The sequence below is a fragment of the Acinetobacter sp. YH12120 genome, from assembly GCF_013418795.1.
In the GTDB taxonomy this organism is placed as follows: domain Bacteria; phylum Pseudomonadota; class Gammaproteobacteria; order Pseudomonadales; family Moraxellaceae; genus Acinetobacter; species Acinetobacter towneri.
In genome coordinates this window covers 73,661-99,200 of record NZ_VPBI01000010.1, presented here as the reverse complement: position 1 = coordinate 99,200, position 25,540 = coordinate 73,661, and the positions used below count along the sequence as shown (strand labels likewise).

The window sequence follows — 25,540 nt, the reverse complement described above, 5'->3', positions numbered from 1 at the left end:
CATTAGTCGCTGAAGCGTTGTAAGGCATTTTGAATATCGTGAATTAAATCTGTAGGATGTTCTAGTCCAATACAAAAACGCACCAATAATCCTTCAGCCAAGTGAGAATGATCTAAGGTACGCATGGTCTTGAGATCGTAAAGCATCACTAAACTTACAGGGCCGCCCCAGCTAAAGCCGAGTTTAAATAAAGATAAAGCATCGCAGAATTGACGTACAGCGGCTAAATCATATTCAGGCTTAAAAATCACACTGACCAAACCTGCGCTGTGTCCATCGCGGCAAATTTCTTTCCAATACGCATGCCCCGCAGATGTGGCATCAGCAGGATGCAACACCTGAGCAAATTGTGGTTGTAGTTTCAGCCAGTTCAGTAACTGCAAACAGCTTTGCGCTTGGTGTTCATAGCGCAATTGCATTGAGGCTAAGCTACGTTGTACTTGCGCAACATCATCGCCCGATACACAAATGCCTTGGATGGCATGCATACGAAATAATTGATGATGTAAATGTTGATCACGGGTCACCACAGAACCCATTAATATATCGCCACCACCACTTGGGTACTTGGTTAGGGCATGGACACTTATATCGACACTTAAATGATCGTCACCAAAATCGAAAGCATTAAAAGCAAGCCCTGCACCCCAAGTGTTATCTAAGGCTGTGAGCATATGATGTGCTTTGGCTTTTTTGACTAAGGCGCTCAAATCGGGAAATTCCAACGTGACCGAACCTGCCGCTTCTAGCCAAATCAGTTTGGCTTGGGCAGAAGGTTGAAAGCTATCGACATCAATTGGATTGTAGACTTGAACGGTGATGCCGTAACGCTGCTCTAAATTGCGTAAATGCTCCATGTTTGGGCCGTAAATATTGTCAGCCACCCAAACTTCATCGCCTTGACTTAAAAAGCAGGAATTCACCAAATTAATTGCTGATAGTCCGCTTGGTGCGAGTAAGCAGTATTCACCACCTTCTAATTGCGCAATCTGATCAGCGAGTGTGAATGTAGTCGGTGTGCCATGTGTGCCATAGCTATAATCATAAGCATCAGTCCAGTGTCGATTAAACAGTGCATCTGTGTTTTCAAAGATAATGGTCGATGCACGAAATAGGGGAGGCTGTACCGTTTGAATATATTGTGGGGCACGTCTTGGTGCATGAATTAAAGCAGTTTGAGCATTTTTCTTCACAGGTTCACTCAGAAAATAAGCAAATATTGAGTTTAGCTTAAGAGAAATACTGGCTTTAGGCTATAAAAAGCTGCACTACAAGACATGCCTTGAACTTGGCGCTATTTTTGCAGAAGCTGAAGTATAGAAAATACAAAGGATGATCCAGATGAAAGCACCACTAAGCGTGCATTATTTTCAGCATAGTGCAGGTGAAGGTTTTGGAAGTTGCTATGACTATTTAAAGCAGATGGGGGCGCATATCACTGCAACCGAATTTTTTGCTTTACCGCCTGAGCAAAATATTGAAATTGAAGCCTTACCCAAAGTTGAAGATATTGACCTGTTAATTGTGATGGGCGGTGCCATGAGTGTAAATGATGAAGTACATTATCCATGGTTAAAAACAGAAAAACGCTGGATTAGGCGTTATTTGGCGATGGGTAAACCTGCAATCGGTTTGTGTTTAGGTGGGCAGATGATTGCCAATGCGTTGGGTGCAGCAGTGAGTCCTAATCCTGAACAGGAGCGCGGTTGGCATCCTGTCTATAAAGTCGAAAATATACCAGAAAGCTGTTTCCAAATGCCTGATCAAATCTCAGTGATGCAGTGGCATGGCGAAACTTTTGAATTACCTAAGGGCGCGGTAAGACTTGCCAGTAATGCCGCTTGCACCAATCAACTGTATCAAATTGGGAAAAATGTACTAGGATTCCAATTCCATCCAGAAATTACCCCACAAGCTTTGCAGCTGTTTTTAGACAATGCCGAAATGAAACCAGCATTTTCGGGCATGTATGTACAACCCGCGCATGAATTAAAACAGATGTCTGCGGCACAATTTCAGGCAGGCAACCAATTAATGAATCGTGCAATAGATTATGTTTTAGCACAAAGCAAACTTCGAGAATAAAGTCATGGATTGTGGCGCAAACACAGAAAAGAAAGTTAGGTCAGGGCGATGACGATTTCTGCTGTCAGGGATGGTTGGAATGGTCAAAATGCAGATTGTCTAAATTTACACTCAATAAATGGATAGGAATGCTGCCTAACTCATATATAAAGTGCTAATCGTATATTTTAAAAAGAGAAATCGGCAGAGCGTGAAAAATAAAGCAATAAAGCCAAAAAGAGATTTGCTTATGCATTAAACAATCGTTATAATGGGCGACCCTTTATGCAAGGGGGTTAACTGCGAAGAAAGTAGTTAACATCGTGACAGTCGTGGCATCGATCATGACCTTAGTGATAATTCACTGCCTTTGACACTTGCCTTAAATTAGTGGGGTGAGATGCGTCAAGGGTGATTCTTTATATATTTGGCTTGGAGTTAACTGGTATGTCTAACCAGAGAATTCGTATCCGTTTGAAGTCTTTTGATCATCGTCTGATCGATCAATCTGCTCAAGAAATCGTAGAAACCGCTAAGCGTACTGGCGCACAAGTTTGTGGTCCAATCCCGATGCCAACTCGCATCGAACGCTTCAACGTTTTAACATCACCACACGTAAACAAAGATGCGCGCGACCAGTATGAAATCCGTACTTACAAGCGTTTGATCGATATCGTTCAACCTACAGATAAAACTGTTGATGCGTTGATGAAATTAGATCTAGCAGCTGGTGTTGATGTTCAGATTGCATTGGGTTAAGGCTTTCGGTTAATTAACACTCTAAGTTAATTAGGCCGCTTTTTTAGAGGTTTATGCACATGGCTATTGGTTTAGTCGGTCGCAAGTGCGGTATGACCCGTATCTTTACAGATGCTGGTGTTTCTGTACCTGTTACAGTGATTGAGGTTGATCCTAACCGCATCACTCAAATCAAAACGCTTGAAACAGATGGTTATCAAGCAATTCAGGTTACTACTGGTGAACGTCGCGAATCTCGCGTAACTAACGCTCAGAAAGGTCACTTCGCTAAAGCGGGTGTTGCTGCTGGTCGTTTAGTTCAAGAATTCCGTGCTACAGAAGCTGACCTTGAAGGTCGTGAAGTTGGCGGAACTATCGGTGTAGATTTGTTCACAGTAGGTCAGATCGTTGACGTAACTGGTCAGTCTAAAGGTAAGGGTTTCCAGGGTGGTGTTAAGCGTTGGAACTTCCGTACTCAAGACGCTACTCACGGTAACTCTGTTTCTCACCGTGTTCTAGGTTCTACAGGTCAAAACCAGACTCCTGGTCGCGTATTCAAAGGCAAAAAAATGGCTGGCCATTTAGGTGCTGAACGCGTAACTGTACAGGGTCTTGAAATTGTATCTATCGACACAGAGCGTTCAGTTCTTGTTGTTAAAGGTGCGATTCCTGGTGCGACTGGTGGTGACGTAACTGTACGTCCTACGATCAAGGCTTGAGGGGAAATAACGTGAATTTAAATACTGTTTCCGGCTCTGCTGTTGAGTTATCTGAAGTTGCGTTCGGTCGTGAATTCAATGAAGCACTTGTACACCAAGTTGTTACAGCTTACTTAGCTGGTGGTCGTCAAGGCTCTAAAGCTCAGAAATCACGTGCAGACGTTGCTGGCGGTGGTAAAAAACCATTCCGTCAAAAAGGTACTGGCCGCGCTCGTGCTGGTTCTATTCGTAGCCCAATCTGGGTTGGTGGTGGTAAAACTTTTGCTGCTCGTCCACAAGATTGGTCTCAAAAAGTTAACCGCAAAATGTACCGCGGTGCAATGCAATGTATCTTAGCTGAACTTGTTCGCCAAGATCGTCTTGTATTGGTTGAAGAGTTTGCTGTTGAAGCTCCTAAAACTAAAGAGTTGCTTGCAAAACTTAACGACTTGAATGCAACTCGCGCATTGATCGTAACTGAAGCTGTAGATGAGAATCTATATCTTGCAGCGCGTAACCTTCCACACGTTGATGTGGTTGATGCTACTGCAATCGATCCTGTTAGCTTGATCGCGTTCGACAAAGTTGTAATGTCTGTTGCTGCTGCTAAGAAAATTGAGGTAGAACTCGGATGAACAACGAACGTTTATATCAAGTCCTACAAGGACCTGTATTTTCAGAAAAAGCACAAGTTTTAGGCGAAACTGCTGGTGTTCAAGTATTCAAAGTTGCATTAAATGCAAACAAACTTGAAATCAAAAAAGCAGTTGAGCAATTATTTGGTGTGGAAGTTGTTAAAGTTAACACGACTATCACTAAAGGTAAGACTAAGCGCTTTGGTCGTACATTGGGACGCCGTTCTGATGTTAAAAAAGCATACGTCACCCTGAAAGCTGGCCAAGATGTTGAAATGGCTGACTTGGGCGATACCGCTGAAAGCGCAGCGGAATAAGGACGAAATTTATGCCGATTCAAAAATGTAAGCCAACGTCTCCAGGACGTCGCTTTGTAGAGAAAGTCGTTCACGACCATCTTCACAAAGGTGCGCCTTATGCGCCGTTGGTAGAAGCTAAAAAACGTACTGGTGGTCGTAACAACAACGGTCACATTACTACACGTCACGTTGGTGGTGGTCATAAGCAACACTACCGTATCGTAGACTTCAAACGTAACAAAGATGGCATTCCTGCTGTTGTAGAGCGTATTGAATACGATCCAAACCGTACTGCACACATCGCATTGTTGAAGTATGCTGACGGTGAACGTCGTTATATTATTGCGCCTAAAGGTTTACGTGCTGGTGATCAAGTTCAATCTGGTAACGATGCTCCAATCCGCCCAGGTAACTGCTTGCCACTTCGTAACATGCCAATCGGTGCTACTCTTCACAACATCGAACTTAAAATCGGTAAAGGTGCTCAATTAGCGCGTTCTGCTGGTACTTCAGTTCAATTGTTGGGTCGTGACGGTTCATACGCTATCGTTCGTCTACGTTCAGGCGAAATGCGTAAAGTGCACGTTGAATGTCGCGCTGTGTTAGGTGAAGTATCTAACTCAGAAAGCAACCTTCGTTCACTTGGTAAAGCAGGTGCTTCGCGCTGGCGTGGTGTTCGTCCTACCGTTCGTGGTATGGCAATGAACCCGGTTGATCACCCGCACGGTGGTGGTGAAGGGCGTACTAAAGGTATCCAACCTGTAAGCCCATGGGGTCAAAAAGCTAAAGGGTACAAGACACGTACCAACAAGCGTACGACTAAGATGATTATTCGCGACCGTCGCGTTAAGTAACAAGTAAAGGAATCTGACAATGCCTCGTTCTCTGAAAAAAGGCCCATTCGTCGATGCGCACTTGTTCGCTAAGGTTGAAGCGGCAATCGCGGCTAATAACCGTAAGCCGATCAAAACTTGGTCGCGTCGTTCGATGATCCTCCCAGATTTTGTTGGTTTAACAATTTCTGTTCACAATGGTCGTAACCATGTTCCAGTGATTATCTCTGAACACATGGTTGGTCATAAACTCGGTGAATTCGCGCCAACTCGTACCTATCGTGGTCACGGTGTTGACAAGAAGTCTAAACGTTAATAGGTGCTATGATGGAAGTAACTGCTAAATTACGCGGTGCCGCTATCTCGGCACAAAAAGCACGTTTGGTTGCAGATCTTATCCGCGGCAAATCTGTTGCGCATGCACTTAACATTTTAAACTTCAGCAACAAAAAAGCTGCTGTTTTAGTTAAGAAAGCATTGGAATCTGCAATTGCAAATGCTGAACACAATAACAGTTTAGATGTAGACGACCTTAAAGTATCTACGATTTACGTTGACGAAGGCATGAGCCTTAAACGTATTATGCCACGTGCTAAAGGCCGTGCAGATCGTATTACTAAGCGTACTTGTCACATCACCGTTAAGGTAGGGGTTTGATATGGGTCAGAAGGTTCATCCAATCGGTATCCGCCTAGGTGTTGTGAAACGTCATAACGCTAACTGGTATGCGAATCCGAAACAATACGCTGAATACTTGCTTAAAGACCTTCAAGTTCGTGAGTTTTTAACTAAAAAACTTAAGAACGCAATGGTAAGCAATATTCTTATCGAACGTCCAACGGGTGCTGCTAAAGTAACAATTAGCACTGCGCGTCCTGGTATCGTAATCGGTAAAAAAGGCGAAGACATTGAGAAATTACAACGCGAATTAACATCTATTATGGGTGTTCCTGCGCAAGTAAGCATCAACGAAATTGACCGTCCAGACTTAGATGCACGTTTAGTTGCTGAAGCAATCGCTTCTCAATTAGAAAAGCGTGTAATGTTCCGTCGTGCTATGAAGCGTGCGGTACAGAACTCTATGCGTGCTGGTGCTAAAGGTATCAAAGTTGAAGTTTCTGGTCGTTTAGGTGGTGCAGAGATTGCACGTACTGAATGGTATCGTGAAGGTCGTGTACCTTTGCATACACTTCGTGCGGACATCGACTATGCAACTATGCGTGCTGAAACTACTTACGGTACGATTGGCGTTAAAGTTTGGGTATTCCGTGGTGAAATCTTGGGTGGCATGAAACAAGTCATGAACCCAGCACCTGCTGAAGAACGTCCAGCTAAACGCGGTCGCGGTCGTGGTGAAGGTCAAGAGCGTCGTGGTCGTCGCAATGATCGTTCTGCTGAAAAAGGAGAATAATCCATGTTGCAACCTAAACGTACTAAATTCCGTAAGGTGCAAAAAGGCCGTAACACTGGCTTAGCGCACCGTGGTAGCTCAGTATCTTTCGGTACTATCGCTCTTAAATCAGTTGAACGTGGTCAAATGACTGCGCGTCAAATTGAAGCGGCACGTCGTACAATCAGCCGTCGTATTAAGCGTGGTGGTAAGATCTTTATCCGTGTATTCCCAGACAAACCAATTACTTCTAAGCCTCTTGAAGTGCGTATGGGTAAAGGTAAAGGTTCTGTGGAATATTGGGTTTGTCAAATCAAACCAGGTAAAGTCTTGTACGAAATTGATGGTGTGAACGAAGAATTGGCACGTGAAGCATTTACGCTTGCTGCTGCTAAACTTCCGTTTAAAACCACTATCGTGACTCGGACGGTAATGTAATGAAAACTAAAGATCTACGTGAAAAGTCGGTAGAAGAGTTGACAGCTTTGCTTGATGAGCAACAGCTTAACCAATTCCGTCTTCGTATGGCGAAAGCAACTGGTCAATTGGGTAAATCGCATGAAGTTGCGCTTACTCGTAAAACTATTGCACGCATCAAGACCCTCCTTACCGAAAAACAGGGGAACGGGCAATGAGTCAAAATACAGTCCGCACGTTAACTGGCAAAGTTGTAAGCGACAAAATGGAAAAATCTATTGTTGTCCTTATTGAACGCCAAGTTCAACACCCGTTGTATGGCAAATTGATTCGCCGTTCAACCAAATTACACGCTCATGATGAGAACAATACCGCTAAGATTGGTGATGTTGTAACCATCAAAGAAAGCCGCCCAATGTCTAAAACTAAGTCATGGACTTTAGTTGAAGTTGTTGAAGCTGCTGCTGAGTAATTAACGTTCTTGTTGCATCATCGGTCAATTTCGAGTACTCTTTGAGCCTTTCGAAATTGTGACCGGTGATGCTCGGTTTTGGAGTAGGGCAATGATTCAAACCGAAACGATGCTTGACGTAGCTGACAACAGTGGTGCTCGCCGCGTACAATGTATTAAAGTACTAGGTGGTTCACATCGTCGTTATGCTTCTGTTGGCGACATTATTAAAGTTACTGTAAAAGAAGCTATTCCACGCGCACGTGTTAAAAAAGGTGACGTGATGAATGCTGTTGTTGTACGTACAAAGTTCGGTATTCGTCGTCCAGACGGTTCTGTGATCCGTTTTGATGATAACGCTGCTGTTATTTTGAATAACAACAAAGCACCGATTGCAACTCGTATTTTCGGACCAGTGACTCGTGAACTTCGTACTGAACAGTTCATGAAAATCATTTCATTGGCTCCTGAAGTTCTATAAGAGGCAATCATGGCTAAGATTAAAAAAGGCGATCAAGTAATTGTGATCGCAGGTAAAGAAAAAGGCAAACAGGGTACTGTTCTGTCAGTTTCTAATGACCGTGTTAAGGTCGAAGGTCTTAACTTGGTTAAGAAGCACCAGAAGCCAAACCGTGCTACGGGCGCTGAAGGCGGTATCGTAACGCAGGAAGCTTCGCTTCATATCTCAAACGTGGCAATTTTTAATGCTACAACCCAAAAGGCTGACCGTGTTGGTTACCAAACGATTGATGGCGTGAAAACTCGCGTTTATAAATCGAATGGTGAATCAGTGGCGGTGGCGAAGTAATAGGTTGAAATAGGCAATGGCCAGACTTAAAACACGTTACAACGACGAACTTAAGGCTCAATTACAAGAACAATTGGGCGTTAAGAATGTGATGGAGATCCCTCGCATCACTAAAATTACCATCAACATGGGTGTTGGTGCTGCAGCTGCTGACAAGAAATTGTTAGATGGCGCTCTTTCTGATATGCAAGCTATTGCTGGTCAAAAACCAGTTTTAACATTAGCTCGTAAATCAATCGCTGGTTTTAAAATCCGTGATGGTTGGCCGATTGGTTGTAAAGTTACTTTACGCGGCGAACGTATGTACGAATTCTTAGACCGTTTGATCTCTATCGCGATCCCTCGTATCCGTGACTTCCGTGGTTTCTCTTCGAAATCATTTGATGGTCGTGGTAACTACTCTATGGGTCTCAAGGAACAAATCATGTTCCCTGAAATCGATTTCGATAAGATTGATCAAATTCGTGGTATGGACATCACCATTACTACGACTGCTCGCACCGATGACGAAGGCCGTGCGCTTATGCGTGCATTCGGCTTCCCGTTCAAATAAGAGGTCGATATGGCTAAGAAAGGTATGATTAATCGCGAATTGAAACGCGAAGCTACTGTTGCTAAATACGCTGCAAAACGTGCTGAATTAAAAGCAACGATTGCAAACGTAAATGCAAGCGACGAAGAGCGTTTCGAAGCGATGATGAAATTACAAGCATTACCACGTAATGCGTCTCCAGTACGTCTTCGTAACCGTTGTGGTTTAACTGGTCGTCCTCATGGTTACTTCCGTAAGTTCGGTTTAAGCCGTAACAAATTACGTGACACAGTAATGCAAGGTGATGTACCGGGCGTTGTTAAGGCAAGCTGGTAAGGAGCACTATAAATGAGTATGCAAGATACCGTTGCCGACATGCTAACGCGTGTTCGTAACGCTCAAATGGCAAAGAAACAAACTGTTTCTATGCCTAATTCTAAGTTGAAGGTTGCTATTGCAAACGTACTTCAACAAGAAGGTTATATCGCAAATGTAGAAGTGGCTGACAACGAAGGCAAACCTACATTAACGATTACTTTAAAATACTATGAAGGCAAACCAGTTATCGAAACTGTGAAACGCGTAAGCCGTCCAGGTCTACGTCAGTATCGCGGTAAAGATGCACTTCCAAGCGTTAAGCAAGGTTTAGGTATTGCAATCGTTTCTACAAGCAAAGGCATCATGACTGATCGCGCTGCACGTGCTGCAGGTATCGGTGGTGAAGTTATTGCTTTTGTTTCTTAATAATAGGTGATTCCTCATGTCTCGTGTGGCTAAAGCCCCAGTAACTGTACCTAACGGTGTTACAGTTACTCAGAACGGCCGGCAGGTCGAAGTGAAAGGCAGCAAAGGTACATTGTCTTTCAACCTGCATGCGCTGGTCGAGCTAAAACAGGAAGACGGTATTTTAGCTATTGCTCCTAAAGCTGAGTCGAAAGACGCTTGGATGCAAGCTGGTACTGCTCGCGCTGTGCTTAACAACCTTGTAAAAGGTGTGAGCGAAGGCTTCGAACGTAAGTTGCAATTGATTGGTGTTGGTTATAAAGCTGCGGTAAAAGGTAACGTTGTTAACCTTAACCTTGGTTTTTCACACCCAATCGATTACACCCTTCCTGAAGGTGTGACTGCAGAAACTCCAACTGCAACTGAAATTATCCTTAAATCTGCTGATAAAGCAGCTTTAGGTCAAGTTGCTGCGGATATCCGTGGATACCGTCCACCAGAGCCATATAAAGGTAAAGGTGTTCGTTATTCGGATGAAGTTGTTCTTCGTAAAGAAGCTAAGAAGAAATAAGGCGCGAGGTTCTTATGAACGAAAAGAAACAATCCCGTTTGCGTCGTGCGAAAAGCACACGCTTGCACATCCGTGCATTGGGTGCGACTCGTTTGTGTGTAAACCGCACGCCGCGTCACATCTATGCTCAAGTTATTTCAGCAGATGGTGGCAAAGTTTTAGCGCAAGCTTCAACTTTAGATGCTACTTTACGTGCTGGTACAACTGGTAACGTTGAAGCAGCTCAAAAAGTAGGTGCTTTAATTGCAGAACGCGCGAAAGCAGCTGGTGTAACTAAAGTTGCGTTTGACCGTTCTGGTTTTAAATATCATGGTCGTATCAAAGCCTTGGCTGATGCTGCTCGTGAAAACGGCTTGGAGTTCTAATCATGGCTAAAGTTGAACAAAACGAAGGTCTTGTTGAAAAGCTGGTTGCCGTTGATCGCGTAGCCAAAGTTGTTAAAGGTGGTCGTATCTTCTCTTTCACAGCATTAACTGTTGTGGGTGATGGTAATGGTCGCGTAGGTTTTGGTCGTGGTAAAGCACGTGAAGTTCCAGCTGCTATTTCTAAAGCACTTGAAGCTGCACGTCGTAACATGATCACTATCGAATTGGCAGATGGTACTTTACAACACCCGATTCATGCGCGTCATGGTGCAAGCCGTGTTTACATGCAGCCAGCATCTGAAGGTACTGGTGTAATTGCGGGTGGTTCTATGCGTGCAGTTTTAGAAGCTGCAGGTGTACGTAACGTATTGACTAAATGCCGTGGTTCTACTAACGCTGCAAACGTAGTGAACGCAACTTTCAACGGTTTGCGTGACATGACAACTCCTGAAAAGGTTGCTGCGAAACGTGGTCTTTCAGTAGAACAAATTCAAGGGTAATCAATCATGAAAACGATTAAAGTTACCCAGACTAAATCTGCATCGCACCGCTTGAAAAATCACAAGCTTAGCCTTAAAGGTTTAGGTCTGCGTCGTATTGGTCATACTGTAGAAGTGCAAGATACGCCTTCTAACCGTGGTATGATCAACCAAGTCTACTATATGGTTAGTGTAGAGGAATAAGCCATGACTCTGCGTTTAAATGAACTTGCACCTGCGGAAGGTGCTAAGCGTGAAGCCCGTCGTTTAGGCCGTGGTATCGGTTCTGGCGTTGGTAAGACTGGTGGTCGTGGTATCAAAGGTCAAAACTCACGTAAGAGCGGTGGTACACGTCCTGGATTCGAAGGTGGTCAAACTGCGTTATATCGTCGTTTACCTAAATTCGGTTTCACTAGCCAAATCGCTTTGAAAACTGCTGAAGTACGTTTATCTGAGCTTGCTAAAGTGGAAGGCGACATCGTTAGCCTTGAAACTTTAAAAGCAGCGAACGTTGTACGTAAAGATATGGCTCGTGCTCGTATCGTACTTTCTGGTGAAATTACTCGCGCATTCACTATTCAAGGTGTTGCTGTGACTAAAGGCGCTAAAGCTGCTGTTGAAGCGGCTGGCGGTAAAGTCGAGGAGTAATCCCCAGTGTCTATGTCTCCTAGTTCTTCAGGTCATGTTCACATGATGAAAGGCCAACCATTTCACGTGAAATACCGTGAAATTATACGCCGAATGATGTTTCTCATTGGTGCGTTGTTGGTATTTCGACTAGGAGCGCATATTCCAGTACCAGGCATTAATAATGCCGCACTTGAACAATTGTTTAATGCAAACCAAGGTACAATCCTTGGTTTGTTTAACATGTTTTCGGGTGGTGCATTAGAGCGGATGTCGATTCTTGCTTTAGGGATCATGCCATACATTTCTGCTTCGATTATCGTACAGTTAATGTCTACCGTGGTTCCTTCGCTTGAAGCTTTGAAAAAAGAAGGCGAGCAAGGCAAACGCAAAATTAATCAATATACGCGCCAAGGCACATTGTTTCTTGCACTTGTGCAAGCGATTGGGATGTGTGCAGGTCTGATTGGTCAAGGTATTACCTTAACGTCAGGTCTGGCTTTTTACGTTCCAGCTGTGACCTCTTTGGTTGCAGGCACAATGTTCTTAATGTGGTTGGGTGAACAAATTACCGAACGCGGAGTGGGCAATGGTATTTCCATGATCATTTTCGCAGGTATTGTTGCAGGCTTGCCTAATTTAATTATGCAATCCTTCACATCTATTGACAGTGGCCAGTCAAGCCTGATTGGTTTGGCAATTTTTGGTTTATTGTCTTTGGGTGTACTTGCAGCAATTGTGTTTATTGAGAAGGCGCAGCGTCGTATTCCAGTAAACTATGCTCAAAAACAACAAGGTCGTCGTGTATTTACTGCTCAGCAAACGCATTTGCCATTAAAAATTAATATGGCAGGTGTGATTCCAGCAATTTTTGCCAGTTCATTGCTTTTGTTCCCAGCGAGCTTAGGTCAATGGGTCGGCAGTGCGGATCCTAGTGCTGGATTAATCAAGCGTAGTCTACAAGACTTGGCATTGGTATTGTCGCCTGGACAACCGTTGTATTTGGTGCTCTTTGGTGCGTTAATTATCTTTTTCTGTTACTTCTACACTGCGCTAGTTTTCAGCCCTAAAGAAGTTTCGGAAAACTTGAAACGCAGCGGAGCTTATGTGCCTGGTATTCGCCCAGGTGAGCAAACTGCTCGTTACTTAGATCATATTCTCAGTCGTTTGACCTTTATTGGCGCGATTTACATCACTGTAGTCTGCTTAATGCCGATGATTCTACAAAGCTCATTTGGAATTCCATTTAGCTTAGGTGGTACATCATTATTAATCGTTGTAGTGGTTGTGATGGACTTTATGGCTCAGCTTCAAGCACATCTCACCTCGCACCAGTACGATAATCAAACGTTAATGAGAAAAACGACTGCTCATCCTAAGGGATAAGCGCACTTAGAGGTTTCATCATGAAAGTACAAGCTTCTGTAAAGAAAATTTGTGGTAGCTGCAAAGTTATCCGTCGTAATGGGGTTATTCGCGTAATTTGCAGCGCAGAACCTCGTCATAAGCAGCGTCAAGGTTAATTTGATTAAGACCTGTTGATTTCAGTAGGCTAATTAGGTTATTATCCGCCCCTCAAGATTTTTGTGGGGCGGTTGATTATCTTAACTGCCTTTTTGGAGAAAATTGAATGGCTCGTATTGCCGGTGTAAACATTCCGGATAACAAGCACGCTGTTATCTCTCTCACTTATATCTTTGGTATTGGTCGCCACACTGCTAAGACTATCTTAGCTGCTGCTGGTATCGCACCAACAACAAAGATCCGTGAATTAGATGACGCTCAGCTTGATGCGATTCGTGCAGAAGTTGCTAAGGTTCCGACCGAAGGTGACTTACGTCGCGAAATTTCCATGAACATTAAACGTTTAATGGATTTAGGCTGCTACCGCGGTCTTCGTCATCGTCGCAGCTTGCCTGTCCGTGGTCAACGCACCAAAACTAACGCACGTACCCGTAAAGGTCCGCGCAAACCGATTAAGAAATAAGATTTCTGGAAGCTAAAAGATGGCTAAAGATACTCGCACACGCAAGAAGGTCACTCGTACCGTCTCTGAAGGTGTTGCACACATTCACGCTTCTTTTAATAACACCATTGTGACCATTACCGATCGTCAAGGTAATGCACTGGCTTGGGCTACCTCAGGTGGACAAGGCTTCCGTGGATCACGTAAATCAACTCCGTTCGCTGCTCAGGTAGCTGCTGAAGTTGCTGGTAAAGCTGCTTTAGATTACGGTTTGAAAAACTTGGACGTCCTTGTTAAAGGTCCTGGTCCAGGTCGTGAGTCTGCGGTTCGTGCATTAGGTGCAGTGGGTTATAAAATTAACAGCATTACCGATGTGACTCCAATCCCTCACAACGGTTGCCGTCCACCTAAAAAACGTCGCGTGTAAGGAGAAACATTCATGGCTCGTTATATTGGTCCAAAATGCAAACTCTCTCGCCGCGAAGGGACAGACCTGCAACTAAAATCTGGCGTTAAACCATTTGACGTCAAAACTAAAAAACACGCTAAAGCTCCTGGCCAACATGGCGGGGCTCGTGGTGGTAAGCAATCTGAGTACTCACTACAATTACGTGAAAAACAAAAAGTACGTCGTATGTACGGTGTTTTAGAGCGTCAATTTAGTAACTACTATAAAGAAGCTGCTCGTGTGAAAGGCGCAACAGGTGAAAACTTGTTGAAATTGCTCGAAAGCCGTCTTGATAACGTTGTTTATCGCATGGGTTTTGGTTCTACACGTGCAGAAGCTCGTCAGCTTGTATCTCACCGTAGCATTACTTTAAATGGTCGTCGTGTTAACATTGCGTCTATTCAAGTTAAAGCTGGTGATGTAATTGCAGTTCACGAAGGTGCAAAACAACAATTACGTATTAAAAACGCAATTGAATTGGCTGCTCAACGTGGTATCCCTTCATGGATGGAAGTTGACCATTCTAAATTTGAAGGTACGTTTAAAGCTGCACCAGATCGTTCTGATTTACCTGCTGAAATCAACGAAAGCTTGATTGTAGAATTGTATTCTAAATAATCCTTGAGGTAGCAATAATGACGCGTACTGCAAATGAGTTTCTTACTCCGCAAGCGATCAAGGTCGAAGCGGCAAGCGGGACCTCGGCAAAAGTTATTCTAGAACCATTAGAGCGTGGCTTTGGTCACACTCTTGGTAATGCTTTACGTCGCATCCTTCTTTCTTCTTTACCTGGCGCAGCTGTGGTAGAAGTTGAAATTGAAGGTGTCGAGCACGAGTACAGTACTTTGGAAGGCTTGCAGCAGGACATCGTCGAGCTCTTGCTGAACCTGAAAGGATTGTCTATTAAGCTGTTCGATCAAAATGAAGCTTATTTGACATTGGAAAAACAAGGTCCAGGCGATGTAACAGCTGCAGACCTTCGTTTACCGCATAATGTTGAAGTGGTTAACCCTGAACACTTGATTGGCACTTTAAGTGCTACAGGCAATTTAAAAATGCGCCTGAAAGTTGCTCAAGGTCGTGGTTATGAAACATCTGACTCACGTTTCCCAGAAGGCGAAACTCGCCCTGTAGGTCGTTTGCAGTTAGATGCTTCTTATAGCCCAATCAAACGTGTGTCTTACATCGTAGAAAATGCGCGTGTAGAACAACGTACTGACCTTGACAAGTTGATCATTGATCTTGAAACCAATGGTACAGTTGATCCAGAAGAAGCGATCCGCAAAGCGGCAACAATCTTGCAACAACAAATTGCAATTTTTGTTGATCTTCAGAAAGATCAAGCTCCTGTTGCTCAAGAGCCTCGTGAAGAAGTTGACCCAATCTTGCTTCGTCCAGTAGATGATCTAGAGCTTACTGTTCGTTCTGCTAACTGTTTGAAAGCAGAAAATATTTACTACATTGGTGATCTTGTACAGCGTACTGAAGTTGAGCTACTTAAAACGCCTAACTTGGGTAAAAAATCGCTTACAGAGATCAAAGATGTTCTGGCTTCTAAAGGCTTACAGCTCGGCATGCGTTTAGAGAACTGGCCACCGGCTAGTCTCCGTATGGACGATCGTTTCGCCTATCGTAGCCGTTAATTAAGTAGGACTATCACCATGCGTCATCGTAATAGTGGTGTGAAATTAGGCCGTACAAGCAGCCATCGCAAAGCGATGTTCCAAAACTTGGCTAATTCTTTGTTCGAACACGAGTTAATCAAAACAACTGTTCCTAAAGCAAAAGAATTACGTCGTGTTGCTGAGCCTTTAATCACTTTAGCTAAAAACGATACAGTAGCAAACCGTCGTTTAGCGTTTGCTCGTACTCGTTCAGCAGCAACTGTTGGTAAATTATTTACCGTTCTTGGCCCTCGTTACAAAGAGCGTAACGGCGGTTATCTACGTGTTCTTAAAGCGGGCTTCCGTGCGGGTGATGCTGCACCGATGGCTTACGTTGAGCTTGTAGATCGCGAAGTTAAATAATTTCGCCAAGAATAACGCACGTTGTTCAGAAAAGACCGGTTTTACCGGTCTTTTTTTTATGTAAAAAATAAGTTGAATCTCAAAAAATGATGTAATTGTCCCGAATTGATATAAATTTTAGTAACTTTTGCTAAACTTGACATTGTGTATTGTCAAATATATGCTTTAATAAAAAACATCATTCAAGCTGGACAATAAAACATGGATAAGCAGGTTGATATATTAATTATTGGGGCAGGGATTTCGGGCATTGGTGTAGCAGCACATTTAAGTCAAAACTGCCCACAGCGTTCTTTTGAAATTATTGAGCGTCGTCAAAGTTTTGGTGGCACTTGGGATTTATTCCAATATCCGGGCATTCGTTCAGATTCGGATATGTCGACTTTTGGTTATAATTTTAAGCCTTGGAAAAAAACCAATGTACTTGCCGATGGCGCATCTATCAAAGGTTATTTAGCAGAAGTCATTCAAGAAAAAGCCTTACATTCAAAAATTCATTTTAAACATCGTGTACTATCTGCCAATTATGATTCTCAAACACGTAAGTGGACGTTACGCATAGAAAATGCAGCACAACAGATTGAAACTTGGGTGGCTAATTTTGTTTTAGGCTGCACAGGCTATTACAATTACGATCAAGGTTTTCAGCCTGACTTTCCGAATCAGCAGGCGTTTAAAGGCACATTTATCCACCCTCAGCATTGGCCTGAAAATTTAGATTATCGTGGTAAAAAGGTGTTAATTATTGGCAGTGGTGCCACTGCGATTACCTTAGTCCCTGCCATGTCGAAAGGTGGTGCAGCGCATGTCACCATGCTGCAACGCTCACCGACATATATTGCTTCAGTGCCTGCAATGGATTTTGTTTATCAGCAAATGCGTAAAGTTTTGCCTGAAGATGTTGCTTACAAAATCACGCGCGCACGTAATATTGGCATGCAACGCGCAATTTATGCTTTAGCACAAAAACAGCCGAAATTACTGCGGACTTTGTTACTGAAATCTATCCAAATGCAGCTCAAAGGCAAGGTGGATATGAAGCATTTCACGCCACATTATAATCCGTGGGATCAGCGTTTATGTGTTGTGCCTGATGGTGATTTATTTAAGATTTTACGCGAAGGGCATGCCTCGATTGAAACTGATCAAATTGCAAGTTTTACTGAAACAGGTGTGCAATTAAAATCAGGTAAGCATCTGGATGCCGATATTATTGTGTCTGCGACAGGTTTGAATATTCAGATTCTAGGTGGTATTCAAGCCACAATTGATGGTGAGCCTTTAGACACTTCTAAGCACATGCTGTATCAAGGTGTGATGGTTAGCGATGTGCCGAATATGGCGATGATTATTGGCTATATTAATGCATCTTGGACACTTAAAGTGGATGTGGCTGCGGATTATATTTGTCGTTTGCTCAATTATATGGATCGACAAGGTTATGACGAGGTAATTCCTCAAGGTGACCAAACAGAGTTATTGGAAGATACGGTGATGGGCAGTTTGAGTTCGGGCTATATCGCGCGTGCTGCTAATGTGATGCCAAAGCAAGGCAAACATGCGCCATGGCGAGTGACCAACAATTACTTAGAAGATCGCAAAACTTTAAAACAAGCAAGTTTTGAAGATGGTATTTTAAAATTCAAACAAGCTGTGCCTGCACAGCAGCGTAAACCTAAATTAGTGTCTTAAATCGTTGGGTGCAAAAATAATATGGCGCAAGAAATTTAAAATTGCTTGCGCCATTTTTATGTTGAGGTGGAAATTTTATAAAGAACGTGAAATCAGCTCTTTCATAATTTCATTGGTGCCTGCATAAATACGATTGGCCCGATTGTCTAAGTAAGCACGTGCAATTGGATACTCAAGCATATAGCCATAACCACCATGCAGTTGTAGACATTCATCCACCACTTTGGAGTACATCTCTGAAATTTTATATTTGGCGGCCGCTGCAGCTTCAACACTGAGCTGATCTTGAAGTTGTAACTGCATACATTGATCTAAAAAAGCACGACAGAAATCAATTTCGGTGCGTAATTCTGCCAGTTTAAAGCGCGTATTTTGAAAGCTTTGGATACTTTTGCCAAAGGCTTGACGTTGCTGAGTATATTGCAGTGTATGCGCAAAAGCAGCTTCTGCACCTGCTTGGCAAATAATCGCCACAATTAAGCGTTCCCATGCCAGTTCTTTCATCAGCATGATAAAACCCATGCCTTCTGCACCCAATAAATTGCTGCGAGGTACGCGGACATCATCAAAAAATAATTCACAAGTGTCCTGACCTTTCATGCCAATTTTATTCAGTGGTTTGCCTTTGCTAAATCCTGCACGGTCTGCTTCTACCAGTATTAAAGACAGATTAGCTGAACCTTTGTCTGTGTTTGCAGTTTTACACACCACAATCGCCATGTCGCACAAATAGCCGTTGGTAATAAAAATTTTAGCACCATTAATTACGTATTCATCGCCATCCAATACTGCAGAGGTACGCACAGCTTGTAAGTCTGAACCTGTACCGGGTTCGGTCATGGCAATCGCGGTGATGACTTCACCTGTGGCCATGCGGGTTAACCAGTGTTGTTTTTGTTCAGTTGTGCCAAAGTTATTGATGTAATTGGCGACAATATCTGAATGCAGTGAAAAACCAGTGGCACTGTCGCCTGCATAGGCTTGTTCTTCAATCAAAATCATGCTGTACAGGCGGTCTACTCCTGAACCTGAATATTCTTCAGGCATGGTGCTACACAGTAAACCCAAAGTACCTGCTTTACGCCATAGCTCACGGTCTACATGCTGCTGCGCTTCAAATTTTTCAGTATGGGGGATGACTTCCTGCAAATAGAATTTTCGTACCAAATCACGAAAACTGTCGTGTTCAGCACTGAATAAGGTGCGCGGTAACATATTGGCAATGGGGCGAATTGCGGCAGATTGCATGGTTTTATCTTCCTGATGTTATTTTGAATTCACCTTAGAAGAATTTATAGGGGGCAACAAGGTGCAAAAGTTTCAATTGCAAATGAAAGATGATGCTTTTGGTCAATGCTGCATAAAAGTCATCGAAACTTTAAAAGGGGTCGGTTAAACTAGCCTGAGTTTAATTTTAATGGGGAAACCGCATGAGTGATGACATCAGCTTAGAAGAACGCAAAGTGATTTACCGTGCCCGTCGTGGTTTAAAGGAAATTGATGTCTATTTTGACCCGTATGTGAAAAATCATTATTTGACTGCCAGTGCGGAAGAAAAACAAATGTTTGCCGATTTGGTTGAGCAGGAAGACCCAGATTTATTGGATTGGTTTATGGAAGTGTCTGAGCCACCACGTCCTGAGTTGAAAGATTTTATCCGTAAACTAAAGCATTATGTGCATGGCTAAGCAGCAGTTTCAGCTGAAACCTAGTGTCATCGCAATAGTGTTTCAGCTGATGATCGCTCTATTCATCGTCTGGTTTTTACTGCAAGTGTTAAGCCCATGGCTAAGCGTTATATGTATTGTCATTATAGGCTGGACATATTTTCAGTTTGTTCGTGCAAACCGAATTGTTGGTTTATATCAATTAGATGACCGTGAATGGTCAATTTCCTATCTCGTGCCTCGTGTAGCATCACAACAGATTAAAAGCACAGCTCGCCAAACTGAAATTCAGCGTGTGCAACTGCGTCAAGTGATAGATCATCAAATTTATATCGTCATGGAATTTCAGCAAGCCTTTAAACCTGTGGTGATTTGGTGTGATCAGGTTTCCAAGGCGGAATGGAAGGCTCTAAAAGTATTGGCGAAAATGCTCTAATTTACAGACAGCTGTATATTTTTATAATAATAAAAAACTATAAGTATCATAAAGATAAAATTATCATCTATTTTTCGTGTCCTGATCAGTCATCTTATATTGGCATAAAAGATTACGCATATCCCTATTTTCAGTTATATTAATTCCAGACAAGTGTAGATCAATACAAATCAGATTCCTGAAATGTGTAGATTTAAATTTAGTCGAAAGATTTTTTAAGATAAGCCCGAATTGGGCACCAGTTAATAAGTAGCATGTGCTGAACCGTCGCAATGCTACTTTTTTTTGCCTAAATTTTGTCGGATGACAGATTTCAGTCAATTTTAGTCACTTTAAAACATGGCAAAGTTATCCATCTGAAGCAGCAAGTAGACGCTTTTATTCAGATATTGCTTCTGCTATGTTTGTTGCAATGGACATAAACACAATTATAGAGGACAGGAAAATGTCGCAAGTCCAAAAAATAGGCCAGGGTGTGGCCGTATTTGCAATCACAAGTTTATTATTATCAGGTTGTTCACAAGTGATCAAAACAGGTGCCAATGTCGCACTTGGATTTACTGAAAAACATATTGTGCCGCCAATTTTAGCGATGGAAGATGCTGAAATGGTGTGTAATTCTGGTAATTCCTTAACCCCTGCCATTATGGCGACTAAAGATATGGGCGCAGACCCAACCCGTGTTGCGGTACTAATGTATTCGGCTGCGGGTATTTGTGCCGAAGAAAAAGCTTTGGATGCTGAATTGCGTTATTTACGTGCAGCAAAAGCAGGGCAAGTGGGCGAAGCGCAAGATGCGCGGATTCAGCAAAAACGTTGGGCGGCTTTGGCGGCACAGCGCCAATACACAGGCTATCAATTGTTTCAGCATCGTTGGGAAAAGAAATATCGGAAACCTTTGGGCGAAGGTTGTCCAAAAATGAACAGTGATATTGATCAAACTGTGTATATGTTGGGGATGTTGAGTGGCTTGCAAGCCATGACCAATGATATTAATTCAGGCGGGGCAGTGCATGTGCCTAAAGATATTGCCGCGATTGTTGAACGTGGTATGACCTGTTTAAACAATGAAAAATTCTGGGGCGCACCAGAGGCTACACGTGCCGTAATTTGGACTTTGCTTCCAGGTGCGGGAGATGGCAAACCTGATCCGTATCAAACCTTAAAGCAGTCGATGCAAATTGGTGAAAATAAAGGCGTGCGTTTATCACACGCTTTATATGCGGTTGCTGCCCAAGCCAGTGGTGAAGATGCCAAAATCCGCGATGCACTCAAAGCCTTTTCTAATGCACGCAGTGACGAAAAACCTGTAAATCCACAATTTAAATTGATTGATGCCATGGCGGGAAGCATGGTACAAGGAATTTCAGACCGTTACTGGACTGAACATACAGGTGTGCGTACGGGTGATCAGCAACGTTTCTGGGATGAGCAAGATGATTCATCTGAATTAGATGATTTATTTAATGAGGATACGGCAGCTCAATTGTAAAAATATCAAGATTGCCCAATTCAATATAGACAAGAAGTTTTAGGATTGGGCAATCCGTTTGCCGAAGCACATAACAAGAATAATTTGGAGGATGCAAGCGCCTATGCAATATTCATCTCAATTTCTCAGTCGAAAAATTGTGTTTATTGCGGCATGTATGTCGGTTTCGGCATGTTTGCAGATTTTTGCAGAGCATTTTATTTATTGGTCTACACATTTATTGGATGAATTTTGGCGCTTATGGACAGGGCATTGGGTGCATGTGGGCTGGATTCATTATTTACTCAATATGATCGCGTTTGCCTGTTTACCTTTTATTTTTCCGCATGCCAAAGTATGGCACTTTGTGGCGCTTTTGCTGCTACTACCGCCAGCGATTAGTCTGAGTTTCTATTACTTCCTTGCCGATATTGATGCCTATGCAGGACTTTCTGGGGTGTTGCATGGTGCTTATGTGGCGGTGGCATGTGTGCATTTGCTTTATAAAAAAGAACGTGGCTTTGCCACATTGGTCTTGCTGCTTATTTTATCTAAACTGATTTGGGAAAATACCGTGGGCAGTTTGGGTACAGCAGAATTAATCGGGAGTCCTGTATTAGTTGAGGCACATTTATTGGGGGTGATTTGGGGAGTAATTTTTGCACTGGCTTATATTATTTGGGCCTATTGCATTGATCCGCATTAAAATTACATCAAAATGATGGCAAAAAGGGCTCACATAAAATCTCACAATTGACCATTTTTACTTAAAAGAAAATCTATATTGTCATTTTAAAAATAACGACGCTCATGCACATTTAAACTGAATACAAAAATGCTCAATGGAAGATGGACATTCCGTTGAATAAGGACAGACAGAAATTCGAGAGTCTCGGTTTCTGCGCAGAATAAAAACAGGAAAATATATGCACAATAACGGACAACGCAGGTCTGGCTTGGCTTTGCTCAGACATATATGGACAGAATGGATTTCTACATTCGTTATTTTGATCTTGTTGTTACTGACCCTCATTATTGGTACAGGTGAAATGGTACATGGTCAGTTGTTGCGCATGGGTGAACGCCTATATGGTGACCCTGCAACAGGTATGCAATATTCATTTTTGCGTGCCGAACCCACTGCACCTGACTGCGAACGCAACCCCGATATCGATGCACAAGTACATGCCCAAATGCAAGCCAATGCTGCTGATGAGTTTGCCGATATTTTTGGTACTGCCTCTGAATCAGATGTCCGCGCTTCCATTTTAGCAGCCAAACAAATTTGTGAAGAAAAATTTCAATTTCATGATCAGGCGATTCAGCATATTCAAGCCCATCCAAGCTTGAAAATTTATCGAACCATTGAAACCTCTTTTTTTGGTATTTTTAAATTTGGTACTGAAAACCGTGCCATTTTATTGGTATTGATGGTGGTCTTTGCTGCAATTAGTGCCACTTTAAAGACCCATCACATTGGTTTACGTGGCCCTGCGACCAAAATTGACTTCAAGGTGTATTCGACCTTAATGGTGGTGGCGAATGGTTTCTTAACCTCGTCAAGTATCAGTCAATATCGTTCAGTACTCAATTCAGGCGTACCGATGAGTGGTGAAACGCAAATCATTTACTGGATGTGGATGATTCTGTTTGCAACTCTGACTTTAATTAGTTTATTCCAGCTTATTAAGCCACCCGCACCAACCCGTGAAGGCGGTAGTTTAGGTCTTGCTTTCCTGAGTGTGCCTTTGTATGCCTATATGGCAATTAGTACAGGTTTCTCCTTTACCATCCTGATGGATTATCCAATGGGGCAAGGGATTTACTTGGGGCAACTGGTCGAATTCTCCAGTATTTTCCTGAACTTGGCATTGTTTATTTGGGCGGGGATGTTGCTCAAACAAACCCGAATTGTGGATTTGTTCCTGAATATTCTGCGTCCGTGGAATTTGGCACCTGAAACCTTAACCTGGCTGATTCTGATTGCCGCTGCATTGCCGACAGCTTATACCGGTGCATCGGGGATTTTTGTTATTGCTGCAGGTGCGATCATTTATAAAGAAGTTTGGAATGCGGGTGGACGACGTCAGTTTGCACTGGCGGCAACAGCTATGTCGGGTTCAATGGGGGTCGTGCTTCGTCCATGCCTATTGATTGTTGTGGTGGCATCGCTGAACAAAGAAGTTACAACAGACATGCTGTATCACTATGGTTTGTATGTGTTCCTCTTGACTTCAACCCTGTTTTTAGTGATTTCGTTGTTCTTTGCTGAAAATAAATTCCGCATTGCTGCACCGCGTATAGCTGTGCCATTGTCCTTACGTGCTTTTGGCCCTGTACTGCCATATATCCTTATTTTTGTGTTGATTTGGTTGTTCTATAAATATGCTTTAGACACCAATATGAATGAATTTACTGCACCTGTAATGATGCCAGTTATTTTATTGATGATGGTGTTGTTTGATAAATTGCGCCATGAACCTGCGCCTATTCCAGCGATGGGGCAGTGGGATCAGACTTTAGATCACAAGCCTGTAGCACAACAGACAGCAGCTTCATCTGAGCGCTCATTATTGACTGCACCTGATTCACCATTGCGTCAGTATGGTTTCTTCAAAGCTCTGCATTTATCGACCAGTGAAACGGTGGGACATATTGGGGCATTGGTAATTTTGATGGCGCTTTCAGTCAGTGTAGGTGGCTATTTAGAACGCATTGAAATTATGGAAGCGTTCCCAACCGACATTAGCAGCCTCTTTATTGTGATTAGCCTGATTGTTGCCTTGATGATTTTTGTGGGCATGATTATGGATCCATTCGGTGCGGTGATTCTAATTTCTGCAACGGTTGCGCCTGTGGCGTATCAATATGGGATACATCCTGCGCATTTCTGGATGATTACCCTAATTGGTTTTGAATTAGGCTATGTGACGCCACCTGTAGCGCTGAATCACTTATTGGCAAGGCAGTCGATTGGAGATGAAGAAGTCGCTGCAGCCGATGCAGAAGTTCGTCATAAATCGTTCTATTATCGTTATGAGCGTTGGATTTTGCCTATGATTGTGATGCTTCCTGCGATGTTGATTATTGCCTATGCACCGTATGCGTTCAAGCTATTCGGCTGGTATGAATAAGCACATGGATACTTAATCACTGTCATCTTATTATTTAAAAACACCCTGTGGTTCACTACGGGGTGTTTTTTTAATAGGTTGATATGCAGGGAATACAAAGCAGCATTATGAATGCGGGGAGTGATGATTCAGGTGTTTTTGTAACAGTGGACTGCACAAAATAATGGCAAGCAAAATTAGGGCAAAGCCAATTAAACTAAATAAGTCTGGCGTTTCATGCCAAAAGCTAAAGCCCCAAATCCCTGCAAAAATAATCGCAATGTAATTGACAGGGCCAATTTGCCCAGCAGGGGCAAGACGGTAGGCATTGGACATAAAGATCTGACTGATATTGGCCAGCAATCCTGCACCAATTAAAAAACTCAATTCTTTTAAGTTGTAAGGACGCCATGACCAGAACATCGGTACAACAGAAATGAGTGTCCCAATCATGCAAAAATAAAACACAATGCGTTCAGGCGGTTCGGTTTGAGTCAGGGCGCGTACCGTGACAAAAGCCATCGCTGCTAAAAAACTGGCACTGAGTCCAATTGCGGACATGCTATTAAACATACCTGCATCGGGTTTGGCGACAAATAACACGCCAAATAAACCAATGAACGCAGCCCATAGCATTGGTTTGGTGATTTTTTCTTTAAGGAATAGCCATGCAATTAAGGGAATAAAAATAGGCGATGAATAGGTGAAGACCATCGCATTGGACAGTTTTAGATTGGCAATCGCGTAGAAAAAACCATACATGGCGGTTAATCCGACTACCGAACGCCAAGTGTGCATCCATAACTTTTCAGTTTTAAAAAAGCCCAAGCCTTTATTGAAAATGAGCGGGATAAAAATAAACAAACCAATGAAATTACGGAAAAATACCACTGTGGCATTATCTACCGTTTCTGAGGCGTAACGAACGCACACTCCCATGAGTGAAAACAGAAAGGCAGAGCAGGTCAACAGCATAATTGCTTTGAGCAAATTTTGTTGGGCAGAACCAGAAGATGTCATACAAATAAAGCCAGAATAACCTCTGGCTATTCTAGCTTAAATTGGCTACAACACTGACCCTTTATCGTAT

At 42.9% G+C, this 25,540-nt stretch carries 38 protein-coding genes; 35 read left to right on the top strand and 3 right to left on the bottom strand.

Annotated elements, in window-relative coordinates; genetic code table 11:
* Positions 1-2: 2 nt before the first annotated feature.
* A complete protein-coding gene (locus FTU58_RS08555) occupies positions 3-1,193 on the bottom strand; it encodes a PLP-dependent transferase (RefSeq protein WP_180062330.1) in 1,191 nt (396 codons plus the stop codon).
* A 148-nt stretch (positions 1,194-1,341) separates the two neighbouring features.
* On the opposite strand from FTU58_RS08555, the gene FTU58_RS08550 reads away from it, so the two are divergent.
* The 30 genes from FTU58_RS08550 to FTU58_RS08405 all read left to right on the top strand — a co-directional run bounded on the left by FTU58_RS08550 (position 1,342) and on the right by FTU58_RS08405 (position 17,763).
* Positions 1,342-2,085 carry a type 1 glutamine amidotransferase gene (locus FTU58_RS08550; RefSeq protein WP_154320302.1) on the top strand — a complete coding sequence of 248 codons (744 nt, stop codon included), beginning with the start codon at positions 1,342-1,344 and terminating at the stop codon, positions 2,083-2,085.
* A 426-nt stretch (positions 2,086-2,511) separates the two neighbouring features.
* Positions 2,512-2,823, top strand: coding sequence for a 30S ribosomal protein S10 (rpsJ, locus tag FTU58_RS08545; protein ID WP_000070912.1), 312 nt, complete (start codon positions 2,512-2,514; stop codon positions 2,821-2,823).
* A 59-nt stretch (positions 2,824-2,882) separates the two neighbouring features.
* Positions 2,883-3,521 (top strand): 50S ribosomal protein L3, encoded by a 639-nt coding sequence (gene rplC, locus FTU58_RS08540; protein WP_026438075.1) that lies wholly within the window; start codon positions 2,883-2,885, stop codon positions 3,519-3,521.
* 11 nt (positions 3,522-3,532) lie between these two features.
* Positions 3,533-4,135: a 50S ribosomal protein L4 gene (gene rplD / locus FTU58_RS08535; RefSeq protein WP_004974702.1), complete on the top strand. Its 603-nt coding sequence runs from the start codon at positions 3,533-3,535 to the stop codon at positions 4,133-4,135.
* The gene (gene rplW, locus FTU58_RS08530) at positions 4,132-4,452 is read left to right on the top strand and encodes a 50S ribosomal protein L23 (protein ID WP_004974703.1); all 321 of its coding nucleotides are present in this window, start codon (positions 4,132-4,134) and stop codon (positions 4,450-4,452) included. The genes rplD and rplW overlap by 4 nt, the downstream gene beginning before the upstream one ends.
* Positions 4,453-4,463: 11 nt before the next feature.
* Complete coding sequence (gene rplB, locus FTU58_RS08525; protein WP_004974706.1) at positions 4,464-5,288, top strand: 50S ribosomal protein L2; 825 nt, start codon at positions 4,464-4,466, stop codon at positions 5,286-5,288.
* Between the two features lie 19 nt (positions 5,289-5,307).
* Entirely contained in the window at positions 5,308-5,583 is a 276-nt protein-coding gene (rpsS, locus tag FTU58_RS08520) for a 30S ribosomal protein S19 (protein WP_004673001.1), read from the top strand.
* A gap of 11 nt (positions 5,584-5,594) precedes the next feature.
* On the top strand, positions 5,595-5,924 hold the full coding sequence (gene rplV / locus FTU58_RS08515) for a 50S ribosomal protein L22 (protein WP_001982638.1): 330 nt from the start codon (positions 5,595-5,597) through the stop codon (positions 5,922-5,924).
* Between the two features lies 1 nt (position 5,925).
* Positions 5,926-6,678: a 30S ribosomal protein S3 gene (gene rpsC, locus FTU58_RS08510; RefSeq protein WP_004974711.1), complete on the top strand. Its 753-nt coding sequence runs from the start codon at positions 5,926-5,928 to the stop codon at positions 6,676-6,678.
* A 3-nt stretch (positions 6,679-6,681) separates the two neighbouring features.
* The gene (rplP, locus tag FTU58_RS08505; RefSeq protein ID WP_004691317.1) at positions 6,682-7,095 is read left to right on the top strand and encodes a 50S ribosomal protein L16; all 414 of its coding nucleotides are present in this window, start codon (positions 6,682-6,684) and stop codon (positions 7,093-7,095) included.
* Positions 7,095-7,292, top strand: coding sequence for a 50S ribosomal protein L29 (gene rpmC / locus FTU58_RS08500; protein WP_004650482.1), 198 nt, complete (start codon positions 7,095-7,097; stop codon positions 7,290-7,292). Before rplP ends, rpmC begins: the two co-directional genes overlap by 1 nt.
* A complete protein-coding gene (rpsQ, locus tag FTU58_RS08495) occupies positions 7,289-7,546 on the top strand; it encodes a 30S ribosomal protein S17 (RefSeq protein ID WP_004974714.1) in 258 nt (85 codons plus the stop codon). The genes rpmC and rpsQ overlap by 4 nt, the downstream gene beginning before the upstream one ends.
* 91 nt (positions 7,547-7,637) lie before the next feature.
* On the top strand, positions 7,638-8,006 hold the full coding sequence (gene rplN, locus FTU58_RS08490; protein WP_001982634.1) for a 50S ribosomal protein L14: 369 nt from the start codon (positions 7,638-7,640) through the stop codon (positions 8,004-8,006).
* 9 nt (positions 8,007-8,015) lie between these two features.
* Positions 8,016-8,333 carry a 50S ribosomal protein L24 gene (gene rplX / locus FTU58_RS08485; RefSeq protein ID WP_004974717.1) on the top strand — a complete coding sequence of 106 codons (318 nt, stop codon included), beginning with the start codon at positions 8,016-8,018 and terminating at the stop codon, positions 8,331-8,333.
* 16 nt (positions 8,334-8,349) lie between these two features.
* On the top strand, positions 8,350-8,886 hold the full coding sequence (rplE, locus tag FTU58_RS08480) for a 50S ribosomal protein L5 (RefSeq protein WP_004974719.1): 537 nt from the start codon (positions 8,350-8,352) through the stop codon (positions 8,884-8,886).
* 9 nt (positions 8,887-8,895) lie between these two features.
* Positions 8,896-9,201, top strand: coding sequence for a 30S ribosomal protein S14 (rpsN, locus tag FTU58_RS08475; RefSeq protein ID WP_004825185.1), 306 nt, complete (start codon positions 8,896-8,898; stop codon positions 9,199-9,201).
* Between the two features lie 12 nt (positions 9,202-9,213).
* A complete protein-coding gene (rpsH, locus tag FTU58_RS08470) occupies positions 9,214-9,609 on the top strand; it encodes a 30S ribosomal protein S8 (protein ID WP_004974720.1) in 396 nt (131 codons plus the stop codon).
* 16 nt (positions 9,610-9,625) lie between these two features.
* A complete protein-coding gene (gene rplF, locus FTU58_RS08465) occupies positions 9,626-10,159 on the top strand; it encodes a 50S ribosomal protein L6 (protein ID WP_004974722.1) in 534 nt (177 codons plus the stop codon).
* Between the two features lie 14 nt (positions 10,160-10,173).
* On the top strand, positions 10,174-10,524 hold the full coding sequence (gene rplR, locus FTU58_RS08460; RefSeq protein ID WP_004281497.1) for a 50S ribosomal protein L18: 351 nt from the start codon (positions 10,174-10,176) through the stop codon (positions 10,522-10,524).
* A gap of 2 nt (positions 10,525-10,526) precedes the next feature.
* Entirely contained in the window at positions 10,527-11,024 is a 498-nt protein-coding gene (gene rpsE / locus FTU58_RS08455) for a 30S ribosomal protein S5 (RefSeq protein WP_004974725.1), read from the top strand.
* Positions 11,025-11,030: 6 nt separating this feature from the next.
* Positions 11,031-11,207: a 50S ribosomal protein L30 gene (rpmD, locus tag FTU58_RS08450; RefSeq protein ID WP_004786899.1), complete on the top strand. Its 177-nt coding sequence runs from the start codon at positions 11,031-11,033 to the stop codon at positions 11,205-11,207.
* Between the two features lie 3 nt (positions 11,208-11,210).
* Positions 11,211-11,651 carry a 50S ribosomal protein L15 gene (gene rplO, locus FTU58_RS08445; RefSeq protein ID WP_004974728.1) on the top strand — a complete coding sequence of 147 codons (441 nt, stop codon included), beginning with the start codon at positions 11,211-11,213 and terminating at the stop codon, positions 11,649-11,651.
* Positions 11,652-11,696: 45 nt separating this feature from the next.
* Positions 11,697-13,016 carry a preprotein translocase subunit SecY gene (gene secY / locus FTU58_RS08440; RefSeq protein ID WP_171062591.1) on the top strand — a complete coding sequence of 440 codons (1,320 nt, stop codon included), beginning with the start codon at positions 11,697-11,699 and terminating at the stop codon, positions 13,014-13,016.
* 20 nt (positions 13,017-13,036) lie between these two features.
* On the top strand, positions 13,037-13,153 hold the full coding sequence (gene rpmJ / locus FTU58_RS08435) for a 50S ribosomal protein L36 (protein ID WP_000867907.1): 117 nt from the start codon (positions 13,037-13,039) through the stop codon (positions 13,151-13,153).
* Between the two features lie 107 nt (positions 13,154-13,260).
* On the top strand, positions 13,261-13,617 hold the full coding sequence (gene rpsM, locus FTU58_RS08430; protein WP_004974734.1) for a 30S ribosomal protein S13: 357 nt from the start codon (positions 13,261-13,263) through the stop codon (positions 13,615-13,617).
* Between the two features lie 19 nt (positions 13,618-13,636).
* Positions 13,637-14,023 carry a 30S ribosomal protein S11 gene (rpsK, locus tag FTU58_RS08425; RefSeq protein WP_001040166.1) on the top strand — a complete coding sequence of 129 codons (387 nt, stop codon included), beginning with the start codon at positions 13,637-13,639 and terminating at the stop codon, positions 14,021-14,023.
* Positions 14,024-14,035: 12 nt separating this feature from the next.
* Positions 14,036-14,662, top strand: a complete 627-nt coding sequence (gene rpsD, locus FTU58_RS08420) for a 30S ribosomal protein S4 (protein ID WP_004974744.1) — start codon at positions 14,036-14,038, stop codon at positions 14,660-14,662.
* 17 nt (positions 14,663-14,679) lie between these two features.
* A complete protein-coding gene (locus tag FTU58_RS08415) occupies positions 14,680-15,687 on the top strand; it encodes a DNA-directed RNA polymerase subunit alpha (RefSeq protein WP_004974745.1) in 1,008 nt (335 codons plus the stop codon).
* A gap of 18 nt (positions 15,688-15,705) precedes the next feature.
* Entirely contained in the window at positions 15,706-16,071 is a 366-nt protein-coding gene (rplQ, locus tag FTU58_RS08410; protein WP_004974746.1) for a 50S ribosomal protein L17, read from the top strand.
* Positions 16,072-16,272: 201 nt separating this feature from the next.
* Complete coding sequence (locus FTU58_RS08405) at positions 16,273-17,763, top strand: NAD(P)/FAD-dependent oxidoreductase (protein WP_180062329.1); 1,491 nt, start codon at positions 16,273-16,275, stop codon at positions 17,761-17,763.
* A 75-nt stretch (positions 17,764-17,838) separates the two neighbouring features.
* Here FTU58_RS08405 and FTU58_RS08400 read toward each other — a convergent pair whose 3' ends face one another.
* Positions 17,839-19,011, bottom strand: coding sequence for an acyl-CoA dehydrogenase family protein (locus FTU58_RS08400; RefSeq protein WP_180062328.1), 1,173 nt, complete (start codon positions 19,009-19,011; stop codon positions 17,839-17,841).
* 182 nt (positions 19,012-19,193) lie between these two features.
* Here FTU58_RS08400 and FTU58_RS08395 point away from each other — a divergent pair, with 182 nt between their 5' ends.
* The 5 genes from FTU58_RS08395 to FTU58_RS08375 all read left to right on the top strand — a co-directional run bounded on the left by FTU58_RS08395 (position 19,194) and on the right by FTU58_RS08375 (position 24,471).
* Complete coding sequence (locus FTU58_RS08395) at positions 19,194-19,451, top strand: succinate dehydrogenase assembly factor 2 (protein ID WP_004974752.1); 258 nt, start codon at positions 19,194-19,196, stop codon at positions 19,449-19,451.
* A 49-nt stretch (positions 19,452-19,500) separates the two neighbouring features.
* The gene (locus tag FTU58_RS08390) at positions 19,501-19,866 is read left to right on the top strand and encodes a hypothetical protein (protein ID WP_257222351.1); all 366 of its coding nucleotides are present in this window, start codon (positions 19,501-19,503) and stop codon (positions 19,864-19,866) included.
* Between the two features lie 445 nt (positions 19,867-20,311).
* The gene (locus tag FTU58_RS08385) at positions 20,312-21,358 is read left to right on the top strand and encodes a hypothetical protein (RefSeq protein WP_004974758.1); all 1,047 of its coding nucleotides are present in this window, start codon (positions 20,312-20,314) and stop codon (positions 21,356-21,358) included.
* 103 nt (positions 21,359-21,461) lie between these two features.
* Positions 21,462-22,043, top strand: a complete 582-nt coding sequence (gene rrtA / locus FTU58_RS08380; protein WP_180062326.1) for a rhombosortase — start codon at positions 21,462-21,464, stop codon at positions 22,041-22,043.
* Between the two features lie 220 nt (positions 22,044-22,263).
* Positions 22,264-24,471: a TRAP transporter large permease subunit gene (locus tag FTU58_RS08375; protein ID WP_180062325.1), complete on the top strand. Its 2,208-nt coding sequence runs from the start codon at positions 22,264-22,266 to the stop codon at positions 24,469-24,471.
* A 105-nt stretch (positions 24,472-24,576) separates the two neighbouring features.
* Here FTU58_RS08375 and FTU58_RS08370 read toward each other — a convergent pair whose 3' ends face one another.
* Complete coding sequence (locus FTU58_RS08370; protein WP_004974770.1) at positions 24,577-25,470, bottom strand: DMT family transporter; 894 nt, start codon at positions 25,468-25,470, stop codon at positions 24,577-24,579.
* Positions 25,471-25,540: the final 70 nt, after the last annotated feature.

Coding starts and splice junctions, on each gene's coding strand:
- FTU58_RS08375 (WP_180062325.1), top strand. CDS start 22,264: ATGCACAATAACGGACAACGCAGGTCTGGCTTGGCTTTGCTCAGACAT.
- rplN (WP_001982634.1), top strand. CDS start 7,638: ATGATTCAAACCGAAACGATGCTTGACGTAGCTGACAACAGTGGTGCT.
- rpsQ (WP_004974714.1), top strand. CDS start 7,289: ATGAGTCAAAATACAGTCCGCACGTTAACTGGCAAAGTTGTAAGCGAC.
- rplW (WP_004974703.1), top strand. CDS start 4,132: ATGAACAACGAACGTTTATATCAAGTCCTACAAGGACCTGTATTTTCA.
- rpsN (WP_004825185.1), top strand. CDS start 8,896: ATGGCTAAGAAAGGTATGATTAATCGCGAATTGAAACGCGAAGCTACT.
- rplO (WP_004974728.1), top strand. CDS start 11,211: ATGACTCTGCGTTTAAATGAACTTGCACCTGCGGAAGGTGCTAAGCGT.
- FTU58_RS08415 (WP_004974745.1), top strand. CDS start 14,680: ATGACGCGTACTGCAAATGAGTTTCTTACTCCGCAAGCGATCAAGGTC.
- FTU58_RS08550 (WP_154320302.1), top strand. CDS start 1,342: ATGAAAGCACCACTAAGCGTGCATTATTTTCAGCATAGTGCAGGTGAA.
- rpsH (WP_004974720.1), top strand. CDS start 9,214: ATGAGTATGCAAGATACCGTTGCCGACATGCTAACGCGTGTTCGTAAC.
- rpsK (WP_001040166.1), top strand. CDS start 13,637: ATGGCTAAAGATACTCGCACACGCAAGAAGGTCACTCGTACCGTCTCT.
- rplE (WP_004974719.1), top strand. CDS start 8,350: ATGGCCAGACTTAAAACACGTTACAACGACGAACTTAAGGCTCAATTA.
- rplV (WP_001982638.1), top strand. CDS start 5,595: ATGGAAGTAACTGCTAAATTACGCGGTGCCGCTATCTCGGCACAAAAA.
- rpmJ (WP_000867907.1), top strand. CDS start 13,037: ATGAAAGTACAAGCTTCTGTAAAGAAAATTTGTGGTAGCTGCAAAGTT.
- rplR (WP_004281497.1), top strand. CDS start 10,174: ATGAACGAAAAGAAACAATCCCGTTTGCGTCGTGCGAAAAGCACACGC.
- rplP (WP_004691317.1), top strand. CDS start 6,682: ATGTTGCAACCTAAACGTACTAAATTCCGTAAGGTGCAAAAAGGCCGT.
- rpmC (WP_004650482.1), top strand. CDS start 7,095: ATGAAAACTAAAGATCTACGTGAAAAGTCGGTAGAAGAGTTGACAGCT.
- FTU58_RS08370 (WP_004974770.1), bottom strand. CDS start 25,470: ATGACATCTTCTGGTTCTGCCCAACAAAATTTGCTCAAAGCAATTATG.
- rpsS (WP_004673001.1), top strand. CDS start 5,308: ATGCCTCGTTCTCTGAAAAAAGGCCCATTCGTCGATGCGCACTTGTTC.
- rpsD (WP_004974744.1), top strand. CDS start 14,036: ATGGCTCGTTATATTGGTCCAAAATGCAAACTCTCTCGCCGCGAAGGG.
- FTU58_RS08400 (WP_180062328.1), bottom strand. CDS start 19,011: ATGCAATCTGCCGCAATTCGCCCCATTGCCAATATGTTACCGCGCACC.
- rpsJ (WP_000070912.1), top strand. CDS start 2,512: ATGTCTAACCAGAGAATTCGTATCCGTTTGAAGTCTTTTGATCATCGT.
- FTU58_RS08390 (WP_257222351.1), top strand. CDS start 19,501: ATGATCGCTCTATTCATCGTCTGGTTTTTACTGCAAGTGTTAAGCCCA.
- rpmD (WP_004786899.1), top strand. CDS start 11,031: ATGAAAACGATTAAAGTTACCCAGACTAAATCTGCATCGCACCGCTTG.
- FTU58_RS08405 (WP_180062329.1), top strand. CDS start 16,273: ATGGATAAGCAGGTTGATATATTAATTATTGGGGCAGGGATTTCGGGC.
- rrtA (WP_180062326.1), top strand. CDS start 21,462: ATGCAATATTCATCTCAATTTCTCAGTCGAAAAATTGTGTTTATTGCG.
- secY (WP_171062591.1), top strand. CDS start 11,697: ATGAAAGGCCAACCATTTCACGTGAAATACCGTGAAATTATACGCCGA.
- rplF (WP_004974722.1), top strand. CDS start 9,626: ATGTCTCGTGTGGCTAAAGCCCCAGTAACTGTACCTAACGGTGTTACA.
- rplC (WP_026438075.1), top strand. CDS start 2,883: ATGGCTATTGGTTTAGTCGGTCGCAAGTGCGGTATGACCCGTATCTTT.
- rpsM (WP_004974734.1), top strand. CDS start 13,261: ATGGCTCGTATTGCCGGTGTAAACATTCCGGATAACAAGCACGCTGTT.
- rpsE (WP_004974725.1), top strand. CDS start 10,527: ATGGCTAAAGTTGAACAAAACGAAGGTCTTGTTGAAAAGCTGGTTGCC.
- rplB (WP_004974706.1), top strand. CDS start 4,464: ATGCCGATTCAAAAATGTAAGCCAACGTCTCCAGGACGTCGCTTTGTA.
- FTU58_RS08385 (WP_004974758.1), top strand. CDS start 20,312: ATGTCGCAAGTCCAAAAAATAGGCCAGGGTGTGGCCGTATTTGCAATC.
- rplQ (WP_004974746.1), top strand. CDS start 15,706: ATGCGTCATCGTAATAGTGGTGTGAAATTAGGCCGTACAAGCAGCCAT.
- rpsC (WP_004974711.1), top strand. CDS start 5,926: ATGGGTCAGAAGGTTCATCCAATCGGTATCCGCCTAGGTGTTGTGAAA.
- rplX (WP_004974717.1), top strand. CDS start 8,016: ATGGCTAAGATTAAAAAAGGCGATCAAGTAATTGTGATCGCAGGTAAA.
- FTU58_RS08395 (WP_004974752.1), top strand. CDS start 19,194: ATGAGTGATGACATCAGCTTAGAAGAACGCAAAGTGATTTACCGTGCC.